We start from the raw sequence: 23,108 nt of genomic DNA, 5'->3' as shown, positions 1-23,108 counted from the left end.
TTATTAGGGTTTTTTAAGGTTTATGAATTACACTATGCAAATTTGATTGATACACGCTGTCCTAAAAAGGAATATTTAATGGCAAAAGTAACTTAAACGAATTATATCAAATGTTTAAATATTTTTATTATTCCTAAAAAATGCTGCCTTTTAAATAAGAAAACATATATTTACATTCAATGATTGATAAGGAAAAGTAACATTACTTATAAGCTTCTTGTAGATCAAAGGTTAGCTAATTATTCTAATGTTTCAATGAATTTTTTCTTAAAAGCGAACATTAACTAAAACAATTTATTTTTGTCTTATTTATTTATTTTTATTGTAAAAGTATCTTTTTAGACAGTCTGGCATGGAAGAACTATTAAAACTTTCGAAGTTAGTAACAGATAGTGTTAATCTTAATCGTGCCTTACCTTTAGAAAATGGCAGGACTAGCAAAGAAAGTAGATTCTTAGAGAGTTTAAAAAGCGAAAGATACACCACTGATGAGGCTGCTGCAACTGATATGTACGGTACTAATCAAAACGATGTGCGTTACAAAATGCTCAAGCACCGAATGAAAAGAAAGCTATACAACAGCCTTTTTTTTGTTGACCTAACGAAGCTTGGGTTTAAAAATAATTATCAAAAAGAGCATGAGTGCATTTCTTTGCTCCATCAAGCTTATGTGCTGAGGAGGCTATATGAGCTTGATCTTGTTATAAACTTAGCAAATAAGGTGATATTAATATCACAGGAGCTAGACTTTACAAATCACTATGTTGCTGCTTTAGAACTCAAAGCCTCATGTTATTCTGAAAATGGTAACATTAAACTATTTGATAAAACATTGAAAGAGCTTGAAGTTCAGACAGGCAAGCGCAACAAGGAAGTAGTTGCCACATCCTTGTTTCAAATGGTAAATGTAAATCTCAAGAAGTCAATAACTACCCGGAAGAGCTTATTGCCAGAGGTGCCTACTATAGTATCGAAATTAGAGGCTTTATGGCGTGAAACAACATCTTTTAAAATTTTTGAAGCCTATTACAAAACGGCCATATCATACTATGAGTTAGAAGGTGACTTCGATAAAATAGTAGAAATGACTGTAAGCTCACTACAGTGGGTTGAAGATGGATTGGTAAATGATGTCTTGTTTGATGCCAAGTACAATAAATTTATATTGGTTTATGCCCATTTGCGAAGCAAGAAGTATGAAAACGGGTTAAAATATGCTGAGGCTTATTCAAACAGCTTCAAGTACGACTCAGGTAACTGGTTTTCCTTTATGGAGAATTACTTCCTGTTGTCATTACATTCTCGTCAGTATGAATTATCATTTGTTTTGCTGCAGAAGGTATTTAACAACCCTTCTTATAAAAATATCTCAACCCACGCCAAGGAAAGATGGAGTCTTTATCAGGCATACTTTAGAATCATAAATCCTGGTACAGCAGCAGAAATAGCTCTTCCGAAGAATCCGTATGGCCTGTCATTGCCCGCGTACAGCAAAGACAAATTAGGTTTTAATGTTGCCATTCTTATACTCCAGTTTATTTACTTTTTACAAAAAGGAGATTCTGAAGCCCTTCTGTACCGGATTGAAAGTCTAAAAAAGTATATGTTAACTCACCTCAAAGAGACATTTAGTTTAAGAAGCAAGACCTTTCTGAAATTGATGATCTTAACTGTTACAGAAGACTTCGATGCAGATGCCTGCAGGAAAAAAGGACAGAAATTGTATCAGAAGCTTGTTGAAGCACCAACTCCGGGCGATGCCTATGCTGAGATAGAGATAGTGCCATATGAGCATCTTTGGGAACACATTCTCTCTATTTTGGAGAAACACTCTTAGTTTGGAAGCAACAGAATAGTTTGATGGATGAATTAAGAAGACTAGTTAGTTTAATTGCTGAGCGAGGCGTTAAAGCTTCACCTCTCATAAATCAGCAAGATGAGGATAACCTGGAGACTAAGTTGTTCAACCTGATCAAAAATGAACAAGTCACTAGTGATGTAGATGCGGCGGAAATGCTCTATGGTGATAAAAATGTTTCTGCTAACTACCGCATGCTAAAGTCAAGAATGAGGAAAAAGCTGCTGAATCATCTTCATTTTATAGAATTTTCATCAAGTAAATTCAATCTTGTCAGTATTGAGAGTTATAAATTGCAGGCTATGCTATTAGAGGCTCATGCCCTCTTGGTATCGGATGAATATAGAATAGCTGATAAGTTGCTTACACAAGCCATTGTTTTGGCAAAAGCTAACCAGGTAACATCCTGCATTGTGAGAGCATTAGAGAAAAAGCTGGTTATACACTCAAATATCATCAATAAAAAAGCTTACCTGGAAGCAAAAGAAGAACTCCAATACTACTATAAAATAGAGGCTCAGGAAAAAGAAGCTGCAAGCTTGTTTCAGCTTGCTCACATTGAGTTAAGTTCGAGTTTAAGTGAGCGTAATGCTTACTTGTATAAAATACCTGCAGTGTTAGAGCAAATACATAAGCTTTGGCTTTCCTCAAAGTCACCTGTTATTTATAATCTATTTCATATCCTCAGTATACACTTTTTAGAACTGAAAGGTGATTTCCTGGCAGTGTCTGATGCAGTGGCTCGTGCTGAAAAGCTATTAGAGCAGGGGCATATTCAGCCTAACCGGTACAACTATAAATACAATGCTTTCATTCATATCTATGCACTCCTGAGAACAAGGCAATATGAAGAAGGACTTATACTTGCACAGGACTACCTTCAGCTTTTTGAACCACAAGCAGTAAACTGGTTCGCTTTCATGGAAAACTACCTGCTCCTGGCTATGCACTCCGGAAACTATAAACTGGCAGGTGAACTATTGCAAAGGAGCCTGGCCAGTGATTATGTAAACACCATTCAGAACACTGCAAAGGAAAGATGGGAGTTGTACAGGCGTTATCTGCTGCTGATGCATTCCATTATGCCATCTTTAGATGTTGTAAACCTGCCACAGGGTGTGTTAGCGGAGCTTGTAATGCTGCCGAAAGATAAAGCCGGCTATAATCTGTCGCTGCTTGTTCTGGACACAATTAAAAGCTTTCTGAACAGGAAGGTAGACGATTATGAGTCGCATGCGGAAAGGGTAAGGAAATATATAACCAAGTACCTAAGAGGTGAGAAAGCAGAGCGGCCACGTCTTTTTTTGAGGCTGTTGCTGCTGGTAATCAAAGAAGACCTGCACCCTGTAAGGGCGAGAGCAAAAGGACAAAAGCTTTACGAAAAGCTAAAGCAAACGCTACCTCCTGGTGACGCCTTCGCTGAAGTGGAGATTATACCCTACGAACACCTTTGGGACTTAGTGCTGAAAGTTCTTGAGCATCGGGCAGCATGACGTTAGCTTGATGGTGCGTTTGTTTCCATGCGAAGCGCCTGGTATGAGTTACAGAAGAAGAGGGGGTACTTTTCTTTGCGGTAGATAAGCTTGGCGAATAGTAATTTTTATTATTTTGTCCTATGCAAAAGAACAACCCCACTGTCACAAGAGCTTGGTGCTTTTACGATTGGGCCAACTCCGTTTACTCGTTGGTTATCATATCAACTATATTCCCAATCTACTACAGCGCTGTGGCGCGCAACCCGGACGGAACAGACCTGATTAGGTTCTTTGGTCATGAGCTGGAGAGTTCGGTTCTTTTTACGTATGCTATCTCAGCTGCATTCCTCATCATTGCATCTCTCAGCCCCTTCCTGACGGCTATAGCTGACTACAGTGGCAGAAAGAAGTTGTTTATGCAGTTGTTCTGCTACCTTGGTGCAGCTTCCTGTGCAGGTCTTTACTTCTTTACCCGCGAAACGTTTACTTTCTCTGTCATACTTTTTGTGCTGGCTACCATTGGGTTTAGCGGCAGTATTGTCTTTTACAATGCCTATCTTCCAGAGATTGCCACCGAAGACCAGTATGACAGGCTAAGTGCCCGTGGTTTTTCCATGGGGTATGTAGGCAGCGTGCTGTTGCTTGTCTTTAACCTGGCGATGATTATGAAGCCGCAGTGGTTTGTTATAGCTGCGGATAACACCTCTCTTCCGCCCCGCATTGCCTTCCTGACAACAGGCATCTGGTGGTTTGGCTTTGCGCAGTACTCTTTTTATCATCTACCTGGTAACGTGTATGAGCGCAAGCCGAAAGGAAGCTGGATTCTGAATGGCTTTCAGGAACTGAAGCATGTGCTGGACCAGGTAATAGAACTGCCCAGGTTGAAGCGCTTCCTGCTTGCCTACTTTTTCTACAACATGGGCGTGCAGACGGTAATGTACCTTGCCGCTTTGTTTGGTGAGGTAGAACTGCGGTTACCAAGTGAGGTGCTGATTCTTACTATTCTGATTATTCAGTTACTCGCGGTTGCGGGTGCCTATGTTTTTTCGAAGCTCTCTGAAAGGTATGGAAACATTCAGGCGCTTATCATGGCGGTGGTTATCTGGATTGGCATATGCATAGGAGCTTACTTTACCTACAGCGTATTTCAATTTTATGCCCTTGCCGCTGTGGTAGGGTCTGTGATGGGAGGGATACAATCGCTCTCGCGCTCCACTTACTCCAAGCTTATTCCTGCCACCACAATAGACCATGCCTCCTTCTTCAGCTTTTATGATGTTACTGAAAAAGTGTCTATAGTGCTGGGTACGCTGGCTTACGGGATGATTGCTTATTACACAGGCTCTATGCGGAACAGTATTCTGGCACTGATTACGTTTTTCGCGCTGGGGCTGCTCTTCCTGTTCCTTGTTCGTGGAAAGAAGTCGCCGGAAGCCCGGTCTGAAAATGTACAGGTAGCCAGCACGTAAACAGCTATATTTTTCTTGCATAAAAAAAGCCGCTGCAGTAACGTCTGCAGCGGCTTTTTATGTTAAGTTAAGCCTGAGTTTGTAATTTAGAACTACTACTTCTTATAAACCTGTTTGCCGTTCACATAGGTGCGGAGCACTTGTACTCCGCGCATTTCGGCAGGTGCAATTGTCATCAGGTCTTTATCAACAAGTATAAAATCAGCGAATTTTCCGGCTTCTATACTTCCTTTTTCATTTTCCTCGAAGTTTGAATTGGCAGCCCATACCGTCATGCCTCGCAGCGCATCCTCCCGGCTGAGTGCATTCTCCATCTGGAAGCCTCCCTCTGGGTAGTTCTTCGCATCCTGGCGGGCCACTGCGGCATGGAAGGTATAAAAAGGGTTGATATCCTCCACCGGGAAATCGCTGCCAAGCGGAATATAGCCATTTTGCTGCATGAGTTCTTTGAAAGGATAGGCATGTTTTATCCGCTCATTACCCAATCTGTCACCAGCCCAATACATATCGGAGGTGGCATGGGTTGGCTGTACGGATGGTATGATGCTGTACTGGCCAAACTTATTCATATCAGCGGGGTTTACAATCTGCGCATGCTCAATGCGCCAGCGCTTGTCGTTTTTGCCGCCAAGCACATTGCCGTAGATGTCCAGTAACAGGCGGTTAGCTGAGTCGCCGATGGCATGGGAATTCATCTGGAAGCCATGTTCGTTCATCTCTCTGGCAAGATCCCTGAACTCCTGCTCAGAGGCTAGTAGGAAGCCATAGTGGTTGTCCCGGTCTGAGTATGACTTTAGCAGGTTAGCTCCCCTGGAGCCCAACGCACCATCTGCATACACTTTAAACGAGCGCACATTCAGCCTGTCTGTCTTATATGGGCCGTTCTTAAAGTAGTGATCCTTGTTCTCTTTAGTTGGGTTCAGCATCGCATACACACGGATCTGCAAATGTCCCTGCTGCTGCATGGCATCTATCAGGTCTACTGTAGACTTGTCCAGACCGGCATCATCCACAGAGGTTAGGCCTACAGCGAAAACATTTTCCTCCGCGTTCTTCAGTGCCTGCCGCTTTTCGTCCTCATCTGCCTCTGGTATTTTAGATGTGACCATGTCAACGGCATTGTCAATCAGGATTCCCGTCATGTTACTGTCTTTCACCTCTACCAGTCCACCTACCATTTTTGTTTGCGGTGTAACGCCAGCCAGGTCTAAGGCTTTCTGGTTTGCCAGAGCAGCATGACCGTCCACACGGGTGATGATGACAGGCGTTTCCGGGAAAAGCTGGTCCAGCGTGTCCTTCGTCGGAAATTCTTTCTCAGCCCAGTCGTTCTGGTCCCAGCCGCGGCCTGTTATCCAGTCTGCTTCCGGATACTTCTCACGCTGCGCCACTAACTGCTGCACTACTTCTTTAAAGGACTGTGTGCTAACCAAATCTGCAGACTGCAAGCCAAGGCCGTAGCGGTAGAAATGGGAGTGGGCATCTATCAAACCGGGATAGATGGCCTTGCCATCAGCATCCAGTTCTTCTGTGGCAGTATACTGCTCCTGAATGTCAGCAGTGGTGCCAACGGCTACGATTTTTCCGTCTCTCACAGCAAAGGCTTCTGCCTTCTCAAAGGTGTCATTTACGGTATAGACTGTGCCATTGTACACAATCAGGTCAGCCTGCTCCGCACTTTGCTTTGTGCTGTTGCAACTGCTGAGGAGGGAGCCGCCTATAAGAAGGGTAGCGGAAAGGGTGCGTAGGGTGCTAATCATCTGGTTCAGTTTATTCGAAACGCATGTGTTTTACAGAGTCACCTGTATTTATCAGCTCTAATAGCGAGTCAATACCGATGCTCAGGTGCTTTTCTGCATAGTTCACGGTTACGTGCTGGTCACTTTCCGAGGTCTTTACACCTTCCGGTATCATCGGGTTATCAGAAACAAGCAACAGGGCACCGTGCGGTATCTCGTTTACAAAACCAACTGTAAATATCGTTGCTGTTTCCATGTCAATGCCCATGGCCCTAATCTGGCGCAGGTATTCTTTAAATTCCTCATCGTGCTCCCACACGCGGCGGTTGGTGGTATACACGGTGCCAGTCCAGTAGTCAAGCTCATGCTTTTTTATCATGGATGATACTGAACGCTGCAGGCGGAACGACGGCAGGGCAGGAATCTCGGATGGCAGATAGTCATCAGATGTACCTTCGCCACGAATAGCCGCAATTGGCAGAATAAGGTCACCAATCTGTGTTTTTCTCTTCAGGCCGCCACACTTTCCTAAAAACAGGGCAGCTTTTGGCTTGATGGCGGACAGCAGGTCCATTACCGTGGCTGCCATGGCACTACCCATGCCAAAGTTGATGATGGTAATGTTATTGGCCGTAGCCGATTGCATGGGCTTGTCCAGGCCCTTCAGTTCTACCCCGAAGCGGTCGGCAAACATGCGCACGTAGTTGATAAAGTTTGTCAGCAGGATGTACTCCCCAAACTCTTGTAAAGGCACGCCAGTGTAGCGGGGTAACCAGTCGCTTACTATTTCTTCTTTGGTTTTCATACTCTTTTTTTACTTCTACTATGATATAAAAAATCCGCCCTGGCAGCCGTAACTACTGAGGCGGAGCATCAGAAAATGGCTAAATTGCAGGCATGTATGCTTTGAATTTGCCACCATTTGAACACAAAATTACAAAATCCGGAGCTAATTACATGATTTTTGATGCAATACGCCGAAAATACGTAGTTCTAACTCCTGAAGAATGGGTGCGCCAGCACTTTGTGCACTATCTAATTAATACGCTTTCCTACCCTAAAAGTCTGATCAGCATAGAGCGGGGTGCTAACTATAATAAATTGCAGAAGCGTTCTGATTTATGTGTATATAACCAAGAGGGCAAGCCTCATCTGCTGGTAGAGTGCAAGGCGTCGTCTGTGCCCATTACGCAGGAAGTTGTGAAGCAGGTGTCGGTGTATAATCGAACGCTGCGGGCCCAGTTTGTGGCGATTACGAACGGGCTGGAGCATTTTTGCTGGCAGGTAGACTTTGAGACAAGGTTGTTTCAGCCCCTTCAGGGTATACCGGCTTTTAATTGTGAATAACTTAATTTTGAATAGTAGAATTGTGAATCATCAAGATGTTAACATCATTCAGTTATCAGAATTCAGTCATTGTAAAAGTATAGCTTATTCCCTATCATCCCGTTTCTGAAATATTGCACATAAGCCTTTAAGAGCTTTTCTGATGCAGGGGATGGGGAAGCCGGAGCCATCTCTGCAAGCGAATAAAACCGCACCTGGTCATCCATGGTCAGTTCTGTCACCTCATTTTGCTGCACCATAAACCAGGCATTGCCATTGAAAAACAAGGCGCGGCCTGTACTGGTGCTATCCAGGACAGACCTCCCGAAAGGCAGGACTTTATCTGTTGGGATATTCAGGTAGTCTATAACCGTCGGCATAATGTCTGTGTGCTGCGTCACCTGTGTGGCGTTTACATTGCCTAAATCAAGATCCGGGTGGAACAGGAGCAAAGGCACACGGTAATGCCCTGGTTCGTTCTGATAGGCTGGTGCTATACTCTGCTGGGTATGGTCGGCAGTGAGGATGAACAGCGTGTTATGATACCACGGCTCCTTAGAGGCGGCCTCAAAAAACTCCTTCAGTGCATGATCGGCATATCCGATTGACTCATGTATTTCCAGTTCACCCTTCAGAAACCTGTCTTTATACTTGTCTGGTATGGTATAGGGCTGATGTGAACTCAAAGTGAAAACAGTGGCCATAAAAGGCTCCTGGAAAGTGGTTAATTCTTTTGCGACGTACTGCAGGTAGGGTTCATCAAAAATGCCCCACTGTCCGTCATAACCTTTAGCCTGAAGGGAGGATGGATACTCATCCAGGCCATAATAATCTTCTATGCCTGCTGCATGCGCGAAGTCGTTGAACCCCATCGTGCCGTTAGCCGCCCCATGAAACATGGCGGTGCGGTAGCCTTCCTGTTGCAGCAGGTGACCTAGACCATAAAACTTATTTGCTTGGTAAGGAGAGGTAATGAAAGGCTCCTGCATCAGCGAAGGTACACCTGCCAGAATAGACGGCAGCGCCTCTATGGATTTACGCCCATTGGCAAATGCATTCTGAAACAGCACGCCCTGCGTGGCCAGCGAATCCAGGAAGGGTGTATAGCCCTGGCCGTTGTTCAAAGCACCTACATATTCAGCAGCAAAGCTTTCCAATATAATGATAACAATATTGTCCCGCTTCTGCTCTCCGTCCGGCTGCTTGTATTGAATAGGATTGAAAGGAAGGGCGGCAAGCAGTTCTTCATCTGAACTATAATAATGTTTCTCTTCTAATTGCTTCTGCCCGATACTCTTGATAAAAGTGAAAGGCGTATTGAGCGTGAGGTGGCCCAGCGAGGCAGGCTCCAGCACAAAGGCATGGCTCGGCCGCAGTGGCTTCAGTTGCCAGCCACCCCGGATGCCGAGTACTGCAAAAGCTGCTACCGCCAGCAGGCACAGGCTACGCATCCATATAGGGACCATAACAGCAGGTGCAGCAGGTGCTTTGGGGTAAAGCTTTACAAGGAAAAGCACCAACAGAATCAAACCCAGCACAAGGTACCAGTAGTTTCCGGCCAGCTGCCCTGCCTGGTTGGCTATGTCATCTGTGATGGTGAAAAACTCGTTACTCGAACGCCTCCCTATAAAGTCAAAGAATTCTACATCTACCAGGGCCAGTGCAATGAAGGGCGCATTAGACAGTACGAAAACCCACTTCAGCAGGTGCTGGTACTTCGGGTGCTGCGTATTGCCAACCGGCAAGAGCGAGAGCACGATAAACAAACTGTTCGTGATGATAATGGCTGCCACATCAAAGCGCAGGCCATGAAGGAAGGCAAGCAGCGTTTCCGCAGCGCCTGCCTCTGCAAAAGTGCTGTAATTGAAGAGATAGAAAACTAGGCGCAGCAGCATGTAAAGCCCCAGTATCAGGCCGAGGCGGCGCAGCAGTAGTTTAAAAGAAGTGTCGAACATTTACTGTTATCTGTAAAGAGGCTGGAAAAGAGCGCAAGGTCCAGTCAGAGCAGCCTGTAGTGGTTCTTACTTTACAAATTCTGTGCAAAAATAAGAGCGCCTTCCTGACAAAGTCAAAAAGGCGCTCCTGTTAATAGTGTCATCAGTTGTTATAGCACGTTCTCGGCAGGAACAAACTCCAAACCAAATGCTTCTGCTACACCCTGGTAAACAACTTTGCCCTGCACGACATTCAGGCCTTTCAGCAGCTCATCGCTTTCAGCGCAGGCTCTTTTCCAGCCTTTGTTAGCCAGTTGGAGTGCGTAAGGCAGGGTGGCGTTGGTCAGTGCCAGCGTAGATGTGTAAGGCACAGCGCCCGGCATATTTGCCACGCAGTAGTGCACCACATCATCAATTATATAGGTTGGGTTCTCGTGAGTGGTAGGCTTGCAGGTTTCTATGCAACCGCCCTGGTCTACTGCTACGTCTACTACCACTGTTCCCGGGCGCATTTGCTTCAGCATGTCGCGCGTGATCAGGTGAGGAGCCTTGGCACCCGGTATTAAAACCGCACCAACAATCAGGTCATGCGTTGAAAGTAGCTCACGGATATTGTATTCATTGGACATGAACGTATTCACGTTCGCAGGCATGATATCATCCAAGTAGCGCAGGCGCTGCAGGTTGTTATCCAGAATAGTAACATCGGCACCCATACCAGCCGCCATCTTAGCTGCGTTTGTGCCTACTACACCGCCACCCAAAATCATTACTTTGGCAGGACGAACACCCGGTACACCACCTAACAGGATCCCACGGCCCTGCATAGGCTTCTCAAGGTATTTGGCACCTTCCTGAATAGCCATACGACCCGCCACTTCTGACATTGGAATCAGCAGCGGAAGCGATCTGTCAATCTTCTCAACCGTTTCGTAAGCCAGGCAAATCGCCTTGCGCTCTATCATAGCGTGCGTCAGAGGCTCATAAGAGGCAAAGTGGAAATAGGTAAACAGCAGCTGGTCCTCCTTAATCAGGGGATATTCAGACTCAATAGGCTCTTTTACTTTTATAATCATCTCGGCTATGCCATACACTTCCTCTATACTAGGAAGGATAGAAGCGCCAGCCCGGATGTAATCGTCGTCTGTAAACCCACTGCCTTCGCCGGCAATAGTCTGTACATAAACAGTGTGGCCATTGCGTACCAGTTCAATCACACCGGCAGGTGTAACCCCTACCCGGTTTTCGTTATTCTTGATTTCCTTCGGAACACCAATAATCATGTGGTTCTATTTAAAGTGGTTTTGAAAAGCTGCGCAAAGATACCATAAGTATCCTGAAATAAAACACCAGTCGCAGACTACATTATAGGGGTATAACGATAGAAATAATCCAACGGATCAATATATGCCAGATGGGGAGGCAAGGAAAACGGAAAGCCCTGAAATGAAAAAAGGCAGCGATAAAATCACTGCCATTAGTACAAAATAAAACTATGAAAAAAACTATCTCTAAGGTACCGGCTTATTTGCCTTCCCTTAACATATCTTGAGGTGCCTGCCGCTCTACTACATTCGCCTTCAGCGTTAGCTTGAGGGTGGGCACTACTATATCATTTGAAAGAACTGTTACTACTTCGTTTTGCTCTTCTAACACATTGGCACTGTACCTTAGTTCCAAAAGTGCTGTCTGTCCGGGTTTTAAAGCTGGCTCCGAAACACGGTACTGAACACAGTTGCAGGCAGCCTTTATACCCTGTATAACCAGGGACTGACGGCCTGTGTTTTTAATTTGGAACTTAGCAATTGCTTTTTGTCCTTTTTCAAGTTTTCCGAAGTTATAATTTGTCCTGCCAACTGCCAAACGCGGTGACATAATTTTTTGTTCCTGTGTAGCTACAGATTTTAAATCTTTTGGGCCAACATCACCTTTAATGTACAAAACCTGCGTCGGTTCTTCCGCTGTAGAGGTAACCGTAATGGCTTTGTGGAACAGACCCGGCCGGCCTGTGCTATTATATATAGCAGTAATCACGCCAGTTTTTCCAGGTAAAAGTGGCTCTTTTGTCCAGGTGGGTGTAGTACACCCGCAGGCCGGCTGAACATGAGAGATAATTACCGGCTGATCCCCCACATTTTTGACGCTAAACTCGTAAGTAGCTTGTGTGCCCTCTGCAATGGTGCCGAAATCGTGAGTTTCTTTCTCAAAACTCAGTTTGCCTTGTGCAATAGCTGCACTGGCAGCAAATACAAAACAAAACAGTGTTAAGAAGTAAAGCTTTCTATTCATAGCTGAAGAGCAAATTCTAAGCAAATAAAGTTCTCTAATGTTCAGAGCAAAACAAATATACAAATTTCTTTTTCAAATACAGGAAATGGTACAATTGCGCCTGCTCCTGCCAGTATCTCTAAATTTGAATCTAGGGGATTTTTCATTACTTTTGGTGAGCAAAAACACATTAACAGCCTAACGATAAAACATGCAAACTGCTGAAGCGTCTATCACTCAAAAACTAACAGCTGAAGAGATCCTGAATGACTACCGCATCGGGTGGGAGAGCCGCCAGGCCAGTCTCGCCGGACGCAAGGAGGTGTTTATGGGCAAAGCGAAATTCGGCATCTTTGGCGATGGGAAAGAAGTGGCGCAGCTGGCATTGGCTAAGTTTTTCAAGCCCGGCGATTTTCGCTCCGGCTACTACCGCGACCAGACCTTGATGTTTGCAATAGGTGAGTTAACGCTGCAACAGTATTTTGCCCAACTATATGCCCATACAGATGTAGAGGCAGACCCTTCTACGGCAGGGCGTGCCATGAACGGCCACTTCGGCACCAGGTCTTTGGATGACGAAGGTAACTGGAAGAATCTGATGGAGATCAAGAACTCCAGTGCAGATATATCCCCGACAGCCGGGCAGATGCCCCGCCTGGTAGGATTAGCCTATGCCTCTAAACTGTACCGCCAGAACCCGCAGCTTCAGCACCTGAAACAGTTCTCTGTAAATGGAAATGAAGTAGCATTTGGCACTATCGGTAACGCTTCTACCTCGGAGGGACCTTTCTTCGAAGCTATAAACGCCGCAGGGGTACTACAAATCCCCATGCTGGTTTCTGTCTGGGACGATGGCTATGGTATCTCGGTACCAGCGGAGTACCAGACTACCAAAGGCAGTATCTCTGAGATCCTGTCTGGCTTCCAGCGCAACAGCGAAGAGGAACAGGGGTATGAAATCTTCAAAGTGAAAGGCTGGGATTATATGGCCCTTTGCGAGACGTATGAAGCTGCTGTGCGTGTTTGCCGCGAGCAGCACGTGCCGGTACTGGTGCACGTGGAGGAAATGACACAGCCACAGGGCCATTCTACATCGGGTTCGCATGAGCGCTACAAGCCTGTAGAGCGCCTGAAGTGGGAAGAAGAGTACGACTGCCTGAAGAAAATGCGGGAGTGGATGCTGGAGAACGGTATAGCCACTACGGAACAACTGGATAAAATTGAAGCAGAGGCAAAAGATGCCGTTCGTGGTGCCCGTGGCAAAGCCTGGAGTGAGTTTGCCGGCGACATTAAAAAAGACCATGATGAAGCGCTAAGGCTGCTGGATAACCTGGCTGCTACCAGCGATCATGCCACACAGGTTGCCACCATTGCCAAGGAGCTGCGTAAGATAGCTCCTCCCATCAGGAGCGACGCTGTGAAGGCCGTGCGCAAAGCGCTGCGCTTTGTGCGTGATGAGCGCAGCCAGGCTAAGCGCGAGTTAGTGGGTTGGCTGGAGCAGGAAATGGGAGAGAACGCAGAGCGGTATAACTCTTATCTCTTCAGCCAGTCAGAAGAGTCAGCGCTGCTCGTGGAGGAGGTAAAGCCTGAGTTTGATGAAAGTTCTCCTTCAGTAGATGGCCGGGAGGTGCTGCAGGCATGCTTTGATGCCATGCTTGCCCGTGACCCGCGCGTGTTCGCCATTGGGGAAGATGTAGGATACATAGGAGACGTGAACCAGGCCTTTGCCGGCCTGCAGGAGAAGTATGGCGAACTGCGTGTAACAGACACTGGCATTAGGGAATGTACGATTGTTGGGCAGGGAATAGGTGCTGCGCTTCGCGGCCTGCGCCCTATTGCCGAAATCCAGTACCTCGACTACCTGCTGTATGCCATCCAGATACTATCTGACGACCTGGCAACTTTACAGTACCGCACCAAGGGAGGTCAGAAGGCACCCCTTATTGTTCGGACGCGGGGTCACCGCCTGGAAGGAATCTGGCATTCTGGTTCACCTATAGGGATGGTCCTGAACAGTCTTCGTGGCATGCACGTGCTCGTGCCCCGCAGCATGACACAGGCCGCAGGATTTTACAATACCCTCCTAAAATCTGATGAGCCTGCTTTGGTCATTGAGTGCCTGAACGGTTACCGCCTCAAAGAGCAGATTCCGAACAATATTGGTGAGTTCACTGTCCCGCTCGGCAAACCAGAGGCTCTGAAGGCGGGTACTGATATAACGATTGTAACCTATGGCTCTATGTGCCGCATAGTAGTGGAGGCAGCCAGGCAACTGGAAGAATACGGCATTTCAGCTGAAGTAATAGATGTGCAGACACTGTTGCCTTTTGATACCGACCACATGATTATAGACTCCATCCGGAAGACAAACCGGGTGCTGTTTACAGATGAAGATGTGCCAGGGGGCGCAACCGCTTATATGATGCAGCAGGTAATAGATGAGCAGGGCGCTTACCGTTGGCTTGATTCAAAGCCCCAGTGCCTGTCAGCTCACGCACATCGCCCACCATACTCTTCAGATGGAGACTACTTCTCCAAACCAAACGTGGAGGACGTCTTCGAAACCGTTTACGAGATGATGCACGAGGCTAATCCGGAAGCGTTTCCAGCCATTTACTAGAGCGCACTCAAAAGAAACTACTTATAAACAAAATCCCCGTCAGTTCAGGCTGACGGGGATTTTGTTTAACTCTTTGTGCTCTCTTACTGCCCCTGAAAAAGCACGATGTCGTCTGAGTATACCACATTGCTCTTGTTCAGCGCCCGGTCATAAATAAATACCTCAAACCGGACCGTGTCCCTGGGGTCGAAAATATCATTGGAAAAGTTGGTGAGCGTGTATTTTATCTCCCCCTCCAGCGTCTCATCTTTGTCATCAAGGGAAAGGCGCGGGAAACGGCCGTTCAGGTTCAGGCTTTCTACCGGAAAAGGATAAGGAACATAGGTGTTTCCCCGTTTGATCTGCAGGTTAGCAAAGAAATTATTGAAATAAGGAGAGCTCTGGTCAAACGGCGGCTGAAAATCAGGATCAGAGCTATCGGTTGGGGTCCTTCGAAGCCCCAGATTACCGTCACCATCCTGGAAGTCCACAACTAAAACCAGAGAGTCAAACGTAATTCTATTTTTAGTATAGGTGTATTGGTCTACACGATCAAACGTTATTTCCGGTTCCTTTGGATAACTAGGCTCCTCGCGGCAACCACTAACCAGTAAGACCAGCAGCAGCAAAGCTGCGCTATACTTTAGGAGGTATTTCATACAGGATATCAGAAAATGAAGCTAAATTTACTAAAACAAACGCAGGAAATATAGGATTTGTTGTATTCAATGGACTTTAAAAAACACCACAGCACTTTGCTGCAGCAACAGGAGTTCCCGGACTTCCATACCATCGCTCTGGACCTGTTCCGGTACCAGGCACAGCACAATCCTGTGTACAACTCCTATATCCAGCATCTGGGAATCGAAACATCCCAGGTACAGGCGCTGGAGCAGATTCCTTTTCTGCCAATCGAGTTCTTTAAGGAACAGGAGGTGAAAACAGGCACTTTCGAAGCTGAGGCTGTCTTTTTAAGCAGCGGCACCACCAGGCAAAACCGAAGCCGCCATTTTATATCCGACCTTGCGCTATATAACCATGTAACAGAGCGCACCTTCGAGAAGTTCTATGGTCCCCTGCAACAATATGCCATACTGGCCCTGCTGCCGTCTTACCTCGAGCAGGGAGGCTCCTCGCTGGTGGCCATGGTAGACCATTTCATCAAAAAGGCTGGGCAGCAGGAGGAGGGCTTTTACCTGCGGGAGCACGATAAACTGCTGCAGACCCTGCGGCAGGCAAAGCAGCAGGGAAAAAAAGTGCTGCTGATAGGCGTTTCTTATGCCTTGCTGGATTTGGCAGAGAAACTGAAAGGGCAGGAAGACTTTAACGGTGTTATAGTAATGGAGACAGGAGGTATGAAGGGCCGCCGCCGCGAGATGATACGGGAGGAACTTCACGAAAAGCTAAGGAAAGGCTTTGGTGTGGATGCCATCCACTCTGAGTATGGCATGACGGAGCTACTTTCGCAGGGCTACTCTAAAGGCGGAGGCATATTCTGGCCCGGCTATACCATACGCATCCTCCTCCGCGACCTCAACGATCCCTTCGATCTAGGTGTCAGCCACCGGTCTGGCGGTATTAACGTCATTGATTTAGCCAATGTTGATTCCTGTGCCTTTATTGAGACAAAGGATATTGGACGGATTCATGCTGATGGTAGCTTCGAAGTGCTCGGCCGTTTTGATAACTCCGACATCAGAGGGTGTAATTTGCTTGTTGTCTGAGCATCTTTCCTTTGCAGGAAGCGTTTAAGAAGGGCATGGGGTACATAGTATTTATTGCACTGGTAGCAGGCATGTGCCTGCTTTTTTATAGGTGGGCCACCCGCAAATCGCGCAGGCGAAAAAAGGTGCTGGCGCAGGAGTTTCCGGCAGAGTGGCGAAAGATTCTGACAGACAGAGTAGGCTTTTACCATACCCTGAAAACCGATGAAGACAAGCGGCGCTTCGAGAAAATGCTGCAGCTCTTCCTGTCAGAGAAACGGATTACGGGCATAGATGTAGTGGTAGACGACCTGACGAAAGTGCTGGTGGGTGCCAGTGCCATCATCCCTATTTTCGGCTTCCGGGACTGGGAGTACCAGAACCTTGGAGAGGTACTGGTGTTCCCCGGAAGCATAAAGCGTTACAAAAACGAAGATAACGAGGCGGTTTCAGAGGTACTGGGGCGGGTAAATCCATTCCAGAACGACCACTACGTTACCCTGTCAAAGCCTGCGCTGGAGCGGGGCTTCAATGACATGGCCGACCGCAAGAACGTAGGCATACACGAATTCGCACATATGCTGGACCAGGCAGACGGCGAGATAGACGGCACGCCAGAGGCTTACCTGCCGGACGAGTTAATAAGGCCCTGGCAGGAGCTGATGTACCGGAAAATACAGAAAATAAAGCAGGGAGATTCTGATATCAACAGCTATGGTGCTACCAGCGAGGCGGAGTTCTTTGCCGTGGTAACAGAATATTTCTTCGAAAAGCCAGACCAACTGGCTGAGAAGCACCCGAAACTATACGAGCTACTGACAAAGATATTCCATCAGAAGAACATTAAGAGCCGCTTCCGAATTAATTTTAAGAAGTTACTAAACCCCTACGGAAAGCGTGTTGGCCGAAACGAACCCTGCCCCTGCGGCAGCGGCGAGAAGTATAAGAACTGCTGCAGGCTGAAGAAGGCAGCTGCTTAGTTATCTGTTGTTCGCTGTTCGATGGTGGCGGAAGATACCAGTTCAAAATTTACTGAGTCCCAGCAGGACGACGCGGTGATTGTCCGCTACGCCAAATACAACTTTAGCTCCTCTGGAGCCTAACTCTTGATATGTTGCGTTTTAACAACAGATCGTCCCGCTGGGACTTTTCTAAGGCTTATTTAGCCAACTTCTGATTAGGAAGAATGATATTATAAGCTCCTGATTCCCCAGTGCTTCTTTTCGTTAAGAGTGCATGCTTGCTATACTTTCACCATCGCGACTTCAAGTTCTATAAGCGTATACCCAATAACCATCAACGAATATCAAGCAACGCCTGCTTCATCCGCTGCATTGCTTTCTGTAGCCTTGGTGTTTCAATGGCGAAGGACATACGGGCGTGGCCAGGGGCTCCGAAATAGTCGCCGGGCTTGAGGTCGAGTGCATGGTGTTCGCGGAGGTAGCGGCAGAGGTCGATGGAGGTGGTGAGGGTTTCACCTGTTGGTGTTTTCCTGTTGAGGTAGTAACTGAAGTCGGGGAAGAAGTAGTAGGCGCCATCGGGAGTGTAGTACTTTACTTCCGGCATTGCGTCCAGCCCTTCCTGCATCAGTTGCCGGTTATGCGCCAGTACCTCCAGCATAGGAGGCAGCGCCTTGTCCTGCTTTTCGATAGTGGCCAAGGCGGCATCCTGCAGGAAAACACTGACACCGGCCAGCGTGCTCCCTTGAAAATCAACACATTTTTTGATTACCTCCTCAGGCCCCAGCATATAGCCCAGGCGCCAGCCAGACATGGCAAAGGACTTTGAGAAGCCGTTTATGAGGAAGATTCTTTCTTCTTTTGCCCCCTCGCAGGAAAGGAGAGTAGTAAAAGGCCTACTGTAAGTAACGCGGTCATATATTTCATCTGACAGAATATATAAATTCGGAAATTTATTTGTTACCTCCAGCAGCGTCTCCAACTCCTCTTTGGTATAGATGCGGCCGGTGGGGTTGCCGGGGTTTGTTAATAAGAGTATACGGGTACGGCTGTTTAGGGTCTTGCGGAGCGCTTCAGGTGTTAGTGTATAGTTCTCGGATAGCTGTGTCGGGAGGGGGACCAGCATGCCTTTGCTGTACTTCATCAGCTCATGGAAACCAAACCAGGCGGGTGTTGGCACTACTACTTCGTCTCCCTGGCACAGTATGATGCTGAAAAGATTGAACAGCGCCTGCTTGCTGCCTGGCGTAATCAGCACCTGCTCCGGCCTTATGTTAAGCCCGCCTTTTTTGTAGGTGTTGCAGATAGCCTGCCGCAGTTCAGGAGTTCCCTCTGTTGGGCCATAAAATGTTTTACCGGCTTGCAAAGCAGCAATAGCAGCAGCAGTGGCAGCTCCTGGGCTACGGAAATAGCTGGAGCCGGAGGCAAGGGAGATGTGTTCCATGAAGGAAGGTATAGGTCGTTAAACAAACTGGTCCAAACGGAGCTGTAGCAAAAGTTCAGTAAACGTTCATAAACCCTTACCAAAGTGAGGAGGCAAAGGTTATTAACTATTTAATCAGAGAGTGCTGGTCAGTTTGATTACACTACAGCAACGGGTTCCAGTTAAACAATAACAATCAATAATATGCGATGGTCTGTTTATATAGTGTCAAGCCACAGTGAACAGCACATCGGCAAAACTGCAGGCCTCATCCTGGAAAACTGTTTCGACGCTGAATCCACAGGCTTTGCCCAGCTCCGATACCTGCTGCAGCGAGTATTTATGCGAGTTCTCAGTATGAATAGCTTCCCAGGCATCAAAGTGAAAGGTTTGTCCGGTGTCACGGATGTACACGTCCTGTTCCTTTTTGCTCACAAGGAAGCTACGCATCACTCCTTCGTGCGGGTTGTAAATAGGGTAGTGGCGGAACTGCTCTACGTCAAACTCACCGCCCAATTCCCTGTTAATGCGGCGCAGCAGGTTCAGGTTAAACTCGGCTGTAACGCCGGAGGCATCATTATAAGCGCTCAGAATTGTGTCCGGGTCTTTGCGCAGGTCAATGCCCATCAGGAGTTTATCGCCAGAGCTGAGGTTGCTGCAGATACGCTGCAGGAAGTGCCTGCTTTCATCTGCTTTAAAGTTGCCGATGTTGGACCCTAGAAACAGCACCACCTTGCGCTCAGCTTTGTTCTCCTGCAGCCATTCCAGCGCCGGGAAATATTCGCCCACTACCGCCTGTACGTCCACGGAGGGCATTTCCTGCTGCAGGCTGTCGGTGAGCTGCTGCATGGCGTCTCCAGATATATCTACGGGTACATAATCGAACTCGCTTTTCTGTTGGCTCAGCTCCCGCAGCAGGATTTTGGTCTTCAGGGCATCGCCGGCACCAAGGTCAATTAAATGGAAAAAGCCACTTGCTGCAAACTGCCGTGCTATTTCCTGCCGGTTATCCGTCAGCACCTTAAACTCGCAGCGGGTCAGGTAGTATTCGGGCAAGGCCATAATATCCTGGAAGAGCTTACTGCCGGCGGCATCGTAAAAGTAGCGGGAGGGCAGCGACTTAGGGAACTGGCTGAGGCCCTCGGCCACATCTTTCGAAAAAGTCTCTTTACTACTGGTGCCGTCCTCTTTGCGACTCAAATCTATCATGGGGGCTACTGTTGGGGTCTGTTCCATCTGTTTATTTTTGCGCCAGCCTGATGCCGTTGTACTGCCAGCGCTTGTCCGGGTGAAAGAAGTTGCGGTAGGTTGTCCGGATGTGACTTTCGGAAGTGGCACAGGAGCCGCCGCGCAGCACCATCTGGTTCAGCATAAACTTTCCGTTATACTCGCCAATGGCACCGGGTGCTTTCGTGAAACCGGGATAAGGGTGATAGGCGCTGTAGGTCCACTCCCATACATCACCGTACAGCTGCTGCAATCCTTCGGCCCCAGGGTCTGCGGCGACAGGTTCCAACCGCCCGCTCTCCACAAAGTTTCCTCCTTTAGGAGGATGTGCCTGTGATGCAGCTTCCCATTCAAATTCTGTGAGCAAACGCTTTCCTGCCCAGTTGGCATAAGCATTGGCTTCGTAAAAGCTCAGGTGGCACACCGGGTCGTTCAGGTTCACCTTTTCCAGCCCGTGCATGGTAAAGCGATGCCATGCATCTTCCTGCTTCACCCAATACAGCGGCGCCTCCAGGTGCTGGGTGTTCACCAGCGAGAATCCTTCATCCAGCCAGTGCCTGAAGTCTTTGTACCCGCCATCGTGCATAAACTGCATGTACTCGCAGTTGGTCACCAGGCGGTTCATCACCTGGAAGTTCTCCAGCAGCACCTCGTGCACCCCCAGTTCATTATCAAAACTGAAGCCCCCCCCCCGGAAACCAATGGTATATGTGCCACCCGGAATCTCCAGAAAAGTAGCTTTGGTGGATGCTGTTCTCTCAGGCTGCTGCGCCTGCGGCTTATAGGCTGGCAGCAAAGGATTGGTGCTGAGGATATACTTAATATCGGTGATGAGCAGTTCCTGGTGCTGCTGCTCGTGCTGCAGGCCCAGTTGCAATACGGGCAAAATTTCCGCTAATTTCTCCTCATCCAGTTGCACAAAAAGCCGCTGCATGTGCTCGTCTACGTGCTGGCGATAGGCATAGATGTCGCGCAGTGGCGGGCGCGTGAGGGTGCTGCGCTGGTCGCGCTGCACACGGCTGCCCACGCTGTTGTAGTAGGAGTTAAAGAGGTAACTGTACCGCTCATGGAAAAGCTTGTAACCCGGCAGGTGCGGTTGCAGCAGAAAAGTTTCAAAGAACCAGCTGGTATGTGCCATGTGCCACTTCGGTGGGCTTACATCTATAATGGGCTGTACCACGGTGTCTTCCGGCTCCAGCGGCTGGCAAATAAACTCCGTGAGGGTACGAATCTGCTGGTATTGCTGTATCGTTTCCTGTGTGGCAGGGGCAGTAAAAGTGGTGCTCATAGTTGTTTCTGTAGGTTGGCTTGCCTTTTAGGGCTTTGGGGTAGAACAAGTGTAAAGGCTGCAGGTTTTAAGATTTCATCGTATCAGGGTAAGGTTTATAAGCTATTGGGCAGCAGCTACAGGTGTCCAGTTAAAAAACACAAGTGGAACAGTACAATGAAATAGCTCTCGTATGTTTGTACCTGAATCTTCATTTACGTCAGAATTGCCGTTTATGGTTTATCTTCCACAAAAACAACAGCAGTAGAATATGTCGCTCAACTTCAGCTATACGTCGCATACCCTGCAATTCAGATTTGATGCCCGCACCTCGCGCGGTGCCATTTCGGAGCATAAGGTGTACTTTATCAACCTTTGGCAGGAGGATACACCGGAGATAAGTGGAGTGGGAGAGTGTGCTCCTCTGGCAGGGCTGAGCATAGATGACCGCCCGGACCTGGAGCAGAAACTGCAGGAGGCAATGCGGCTTATAAACGGACAGCAGGTGCAGCTTCAGCCGGGTAAGCCTTTGCCGCAGGAGCTACAGCTGGAGGAGTGGCCGGCGCTGCGCTTTGCCCTGGAAACTGCGCTGCTTGACTTGCAGCACGGCGGCCGGCGCCAGTTATATAATAATGCCTTTAGCCGGGGGGAAGCTGGTATTCCTATCAACGGCCTTATTTGGATGGGCGATAGCTCCTTTATGCAGGAGCAGATAGAGAAGAAGCTGAAGGAAGGCTACAGCTGCCTGAAACTGAAAATAGGCGGGCTGGATTTTGTGCAGGAACTGGAGATTCTGCAAAGCATACGCGAGGTAGCCGGTGCGCAGGAGCTAACAGTCCGTGTGGATGCCAACGGTGCTTTCTCGCCGCAGGAAGCTTATAAAAAACTGGAGCGGCTGGCCCGCTACGAACTCCACTCCATCGAGCAACCCATCAGGCAGGGGCAGCACGAAGCTATGGCGCAGCTCTGCGCCTATACCCCAGTGCCCATAGCCCTCGACGAAGAACTGATAGGCGTGCAGCGGCCGGAGGAAAAAGCACAGCTGCTGGAACAAATCAAACCACAGTACATCATCCTTAAACCTACGCTGGTCGGTGGCCTCGCTGCCAGCGCTGAATGGATTGAGATGGCGCAGCAGCGCAACATCGGCTGGTGGATGACCTCCGCGCTGGAGTCCAACATTGGCCTCAACGGAATCAGCCAGTTCACCGCCAACTACGACATCACGATGCCGCAGGGCATGGGCACCGGCCAACTCTACCATAACAATATTCCCTCAGCGTTGCAGATAGAGCAGGGGCAGCTGTGGTACAGAAGGTGAAATTATTATAGGTCTTTTGCTTTACTTCGAACCGAAGCTGTCCCATCAATTGAAATGGGCTTTCGTTATTGAGATTGTCGTAAAACTTAATAAGTTATAAATTACTTTCTTGTAGTATGGCTGCTATTGAAATTTAACTGGCTACCCTACCGGATGACATGAAAAAAGAGGTAGGAGATTTTGTTGATTTCCTCAAGTCAAAGACTTAAGCTAGAAGCAGGGGGCAGACCCAGTGGAAGGCCGGTTTGGCAAAAGGACAAAAAATAACGAAAGAAGATTCTGATGAGCCTTTGAATGACTTTGAAGAGCACATGTAATGCATTTCCTGTTAGATACACATGCTGTCATATGGTTCACTAGAGAAGATGAATAGTTGCCTGCCAAACTAAAGGAGCTGATATAAGATGCTGCCAATACATGTTTTGCCAGCATCACATCCTGATGGGAAATGGGTATGAAACATTCTTTAGGGAAGCTTGACCTGAAAGTGGAGCTGAGGAAAATATTTGAGATTATTAAGCAAATTTGACAAACATTATTGCC

17 protein-coding genes are annotated in these 23,108 nt (G+C 47.7%); 8 read left to right on the top strand and 9 right to left on the bottom strand.

The window, feature by feature from the left end:
• Positions 1-352 precede the first annotated feature (352 nt).
• The 3 genes from ACFS7Z_RS03905 (at position 353) to ACFS7Z_RS03895 (ending at position 4,802) form a co-directional block, all read left to right on the top strand.
• The gene (locus ACFS7Z_RS03905) at positions 353-1,837 is read left to right on the top strand and encodes a hypothetical protein (protein ID WP_377481214.1); all 1,485 of its coding nucleotides are present in this window, start codon (positions 353-355) and stop codon (positions 1,835-1,837) included.
• 23 nt (positions 1,838-1,860) lie between these two features.
• Positions 1,861-3,351: a hypothetical protein gene (locus ACFS7Z_RS03900; protein ID WP_377481212.1), complete on the top strand. Its 1,491-nt coding sequence runs from the start codon at positions 1,861-1,863 to the stop codon at positions 3,349-3,351.
• A gap of 122 nt (positions 3,352-3,473) precedes the next feature.
• Entirely contained in the window at positions 3,474-4,802 is a 1,329-nt protein-coding gene (locus ACFS7Z_RS03895) for an MFS transporter (RefSeq protein WP_377481209.1), read from the top strand.
• A 95-nt stretch (positions 4,803-4,897) separates the two neighbouring features.
• On the opposite strand, the gene ACFS7Z_RS03890 is transcribed toward ACFS7Z_RS03895, so the two are convergent.
• Both ACFS7Z_RS03890 and ACFS7Z_RS03885 read right to left on the bottom strand, forming a co-directional pair.
• Complete coding sequence (locus ACFS7Z_RS03890; RefSeq protein ID WP_377481205.1) at positions 4,898-6,559, bottom strand: amidohydrolase; 1,662 nt, start codon at positions 6,557-6,559, stop codon at positions 4,898-4,900.
• A 10-nt stretch (positions 6,560-6,569) separates the two neighbouring features.
• Complete coding sequence (locus ACFS7Z_RS03885; protein WP_377481202.1) at positions 6,570-7,343, bottom strand: AMP nucleosidase; 774 nt, start codon at positions 7,341-7,343, stop codon at positions 6,570-6,572.
• A 152-nt stretch (positions 7,344-7,495) separates the two neighbouring features.
• On the opposite strand from ACFS7Z_RS03885, the gene ACFS7Z_RS03880 reads away from it, so the two are divergent.
• Positions 7,496-7,885 carry a type I restriction enzyme HsdR N-terminal domain-containing protein gene (locus ACFS7Z_RS03880; RefSeq protein ID WP_377481199.1) on the top strand — a complete coding sequence of 130 codons (390 nt, stop codon included), beginning with the start codon at positions 7,496-7,498 and terminating at the stop codon, positions 7,883-7,885.
• 62 nt (positions 7,886-7,947) lie between these two features.
• On the opposite strand, the gene ACFS7Z_RS03875 is transcribed toward ACFS7Z_RS03880, so the two are convergent.
• The 3 genes from ACFS7Z_RS03875 to ACFS7Z_RS03865 form a co-directional block, all read right to left on the bottom strand.
• Positions 7,948-9,819, bottom strand: a complete 1,872-nt coding sequence (locus tag ACFS7Z_RS03875; RefSeq protein WP_377481196.1) for an LTA synthase family protein — start codon at positions 9,817-9,819, stop codon at positions 7,948-7,950.
• 149 nt (positions 9,820-9,968) lie between these two features.
• Positions 9,969-11,081, bottom strand: a complete 1,113-nt coding sequence (gene ald, locus ACFS7Z_RS03870) for an alanine dehydrogenase (protein ID WP_377481193.1) — start codon at positions 11,079-11,081, stop codon at positions 9,969-9,971.
• A gap of 241 nt (positions 11,082-11,322) precedes the next feature.
• Positions 11,323-12,150 carry a DUF1573 domain-containing protein gene (locus ACFS7Z_RS03865; protein ID WP_377481190.1) on the bottom strand — a complete coding sequence of 276 codons (828 nt, stop codon included), beginning with the start codon at positions 12,148-12,150 and terminating at the stop codon, positions 11,323-11,325.
• Between the two features lie 127 nt (positions 12,151-12,277).
• On the opposite strand from ACFS7Z_RS03865, the gene ACFS7Z_RS03860 reads away from it, so the two are divergent.
• The gene (locus ACFS7Z_RS03860) at positions 12,278-14,686 is read left to right on the top strand and encodes an alpha-ketoacid dehydrogenase subunit alpha/beta (protein WP_377481187.1); all 2,409 of its coding nucleotides are present in this window, start codon (positions 12,278-12,280) and stop codon (positions 14,684-14,686) included.
• Positions 14,687-14,769: 83 nt separating this feature from the next.
• On the opposite strand, the gene ACFS7Z_RS03855 is transcribed toward ACFS7Z_RS03860, so the two are convergent.
• The gene (locus tag ACFS7Z_RS03855) at positions 14,770-15,324 is read right to left on the bottom strand and encodes a hypothetical protein (protein ID WP_377481184.1); all 555 of its coding nucleotides are present in this window, start codon (positions 15,322-15,324) and stop codon (positions 14,770-14,772) included.
• 69 nt (positions 15,325-15,393) lie between these two features.
• Between ACFS7Z_RS03855 and ACFS7Z_RS03850 the strand changes: the two genes are divergently transcribed.
• Together ACFS7Z_RS03850 and ACFS7Z_RS03845 are read left to right on the top strand one after the other, a co-directional pair.
• The gene (locus ACFS7Z_RS03850; RefSeq protein WP_377481181.1) at positions 15,394-16,389 is read left to right on the top strand and encodes an acyl transferase; all 996 of its coding nucleotides are present in this window, start codon (positions 15,394-15,396) and stop codon (positions 16,387-16,389) included.
• A 35-nt stretch (positions 16,390-16,424) separates the two neighbouring features.
• The gene (locus tag ACFS7Z_RS03845; protein ID WP_377481178.1) at positions 16,425-17,348 is read left to right on the top strand and encodes a zinc-dependent peptidase; all 924 of its coding nucleotides are present in this window, start codon (positions 16,425-16,427) and stop codon (positions 17,346-17,348) included.
• A gap of 316 nt (positions 17,349-17,664) precedes the next feature.
• Here the strand turns inward: ACFS7Z_RS03845 and ACFS7Z_RS03840 are convergent, their stop codons facing one another.
• The 3 genes from ACFS7Z_RS03840 to egtB all read right to left on the bottom strand — a co-directional run bounded on the left by ACFS7Z_RS03840 (position 17,665) and on the right by egtB (position 21,265).
• A complete protein-coding gene (locus ACFS7Z_RS03840) occupies positions 17,665-18,771 on the bottom strand; it encodes a pyridoxal phosphate-dependent aminotransferase (RefSeq protein WP_377481175.1) in 1,107 nt (368 codons plus the stop codon).
• 207 nt (positions 18,772-18,978) lie between these two features.
• Positions 18,979-19,986 carry an L-histidine N(alpha)-methyltransferase gene (egtD, locus tag ACFS7Z_RS03835; RefSeq protein WP_377481173.1) on the bottom strand — a complete coding sequence of 336 codons (1,008 nt, stop codon included), beginning with the start codon at positions 19,984-19,986 and terminating at the stop codon, positions 18,979-18,981.
• 4 nt (positions 19,987-19,990) lie between these two features.
• Positions 19,991-21,265 carry an ergothioneine biosynthesis protein EgtB gene (gene egtB / locus ACFS7Z_RS03830; RefSeq protein ID WP_377481170.1) on the bottom strand — a complete coding sequence of 425 codons (1,275 nt, stop codon included), beginning with the start codon at positions 21,263-21,265 and terminating at the stop codon, positions 19,991-19,993.
• Positions 21,266-21,515: 250 nt separating this feature from the next.
• Here egtB and ACFS7Z_RS03825 point away from each other — a divergent pair, with 250 nt between their 5' ends.
• The gene (locus ACFS7Z_RS03825; RefSeq protein ID WP_377481167.1) at positions 21,516-22,565 is read left to right on the top strand and encodes an o-succinylbenzoate synthase; all 1,050 of its coding nucleotides are present in this window, start codon (positions 21,516-21,518) and stop codon (positions 22,563-22,565) included.
• Positions 22,566-23,108 lie beyond the last annotated feature (543 nt).

This window comes from Pontibacter toksunensis, assembly GCF_042686245.1.
Lineage (GTDB): Bacteria > Bacteroidota > Bacteroidia > Cytophagales > Hymenobacteraceae > Pontibacter > Pontibacter toksunensis.
The sequence above is the reverse complement of the archived record's forward strand: the minus strand, read 5'-3'. Positions and strand labels throughout refer to the sequence as shown.

What these genes read in the sequence shown, in the direction of transcription:
- ACFS7Z_RS03905 (WP_377481214.1), top strand. Translation starts at nt 353, where the DNA reads ATGGAAGAACTATTAAAACTTTCGAAGTTAGTAACAGATAGTGTTAAT.
- ACFS7Z_RS03900 (WP_377481212.1), top strand. Translation starts at nt 1,861, where the DNA reads ATGGATGAATTAAGAAGACTAGTTAGTTTAATTGCTGAGCGAGGCGTT.
- ACFS7Z_RS03895 (WP_377481209.1), top strand. Translation starts at nt 3,474, where the DNA reads ATGCAAAAGAACAACCCCACTGTCACAAGAGCTTGGTGCTTTTACGAT.
- ACFS7Z_RS03890 (WP_377481205.1), bottom strand. Translation starts at nt 6,559, where the DNA reads ATGATTAGCACCCTACGCACCCTTTCCGCTACCCTTCTTATAGGCGGC.
- ACFS7Z_RS03885 (WP_377481202.1), bottom strand. Translation starts at nt 7,343, where the DNA reads ATGAAAACCAAAGAAGAAATAGTAAGCGACTGGTTACCCCGCTACACT.
- ACFS7Z_RS03880 (WP_377481199.1), top strand. Translation starts at nt 7,496, where the DNA reads ATGATTTTTGATGCAATACGCCGAAAATACGTAGTTCTAACTCCTGAA.
- ACFS7Z_RS03875 (WP_377481196.1), bottom strand. Translation starts at nt 9,819, where the DNA reads ATGTTCGACACTTCTTTTAAACTACTGCTGCGCCGCCTCGGCCTGATA.
- ald (WP_377481193.1), bottom strand. Translation starts at nt 11,081, where the DNA reads ATGATTATTGGTGTTCCGAAGGAAATCAAGAATAACGAAAACCGGGTA.
- ACFS7Z_RS03860 (WP_377481187.1), top strand. Translation starts at nt 12,278, where the DNA reads ATGCAAACTGCTGAAGCGTCTATCACTCAAAAACTAACAGCTGAAGAG.
- ACFS7Z_RS03855 (WP_377481184.1), bottom strand. Translation starts at nt 15,324, where the DNA reads ATGAAATACCTCCTAAAGTATAGCGCAGCTTTGCTGCTGCTGGTCTTA.
- ACFS7Z_RS03850 (WP_377481181.1), top strand. Translation starts at nt 15,394, where the DNA reads ATGGACTTTAAAAAACACCACAGCACTTTGCTGCAGCAACAGGAGTTC.
- ACFS7Z_RS03845 (WP_377481178.1), top strand. Translation starts at nt 16,425, where the DNA reads ATGGGGTACATAGTATTTATTGCACTGGTAGCAGGCATGTGCCTGCTT.
- ACFS7Z_RS03840 (WP_377481175.1), bottom strand. Translation starts at nt 18,771, where the DNA reads ATGGAACACATCTCCCTTGCCTCCGGCTCCAGCTATTTCCGTAGCCCA.
- egtD (WP_377481173.1), bottom strand. Translation starts at nt 19,986, where the DNA reads ATGGAACAGACCCCAACAGTAGCCCCCATGATAGATTTGAGTCGCAAA.
- egtB (WP_377481170.1), bottom strand. Translation starts at nt 21,265, where the DNA reads ATGAGCACCACTTTTACTGCCCCTGCCACACAGGAAACGATACAGCAA.
- ACFS7Z_RS03825 (WP_377481167.1), top strand. Translation starts at nt 21,516, where the DNA reads ATGTCGCTCAACTTCAGCTATACGTCGCATACCCTGCAATTCAGATTT.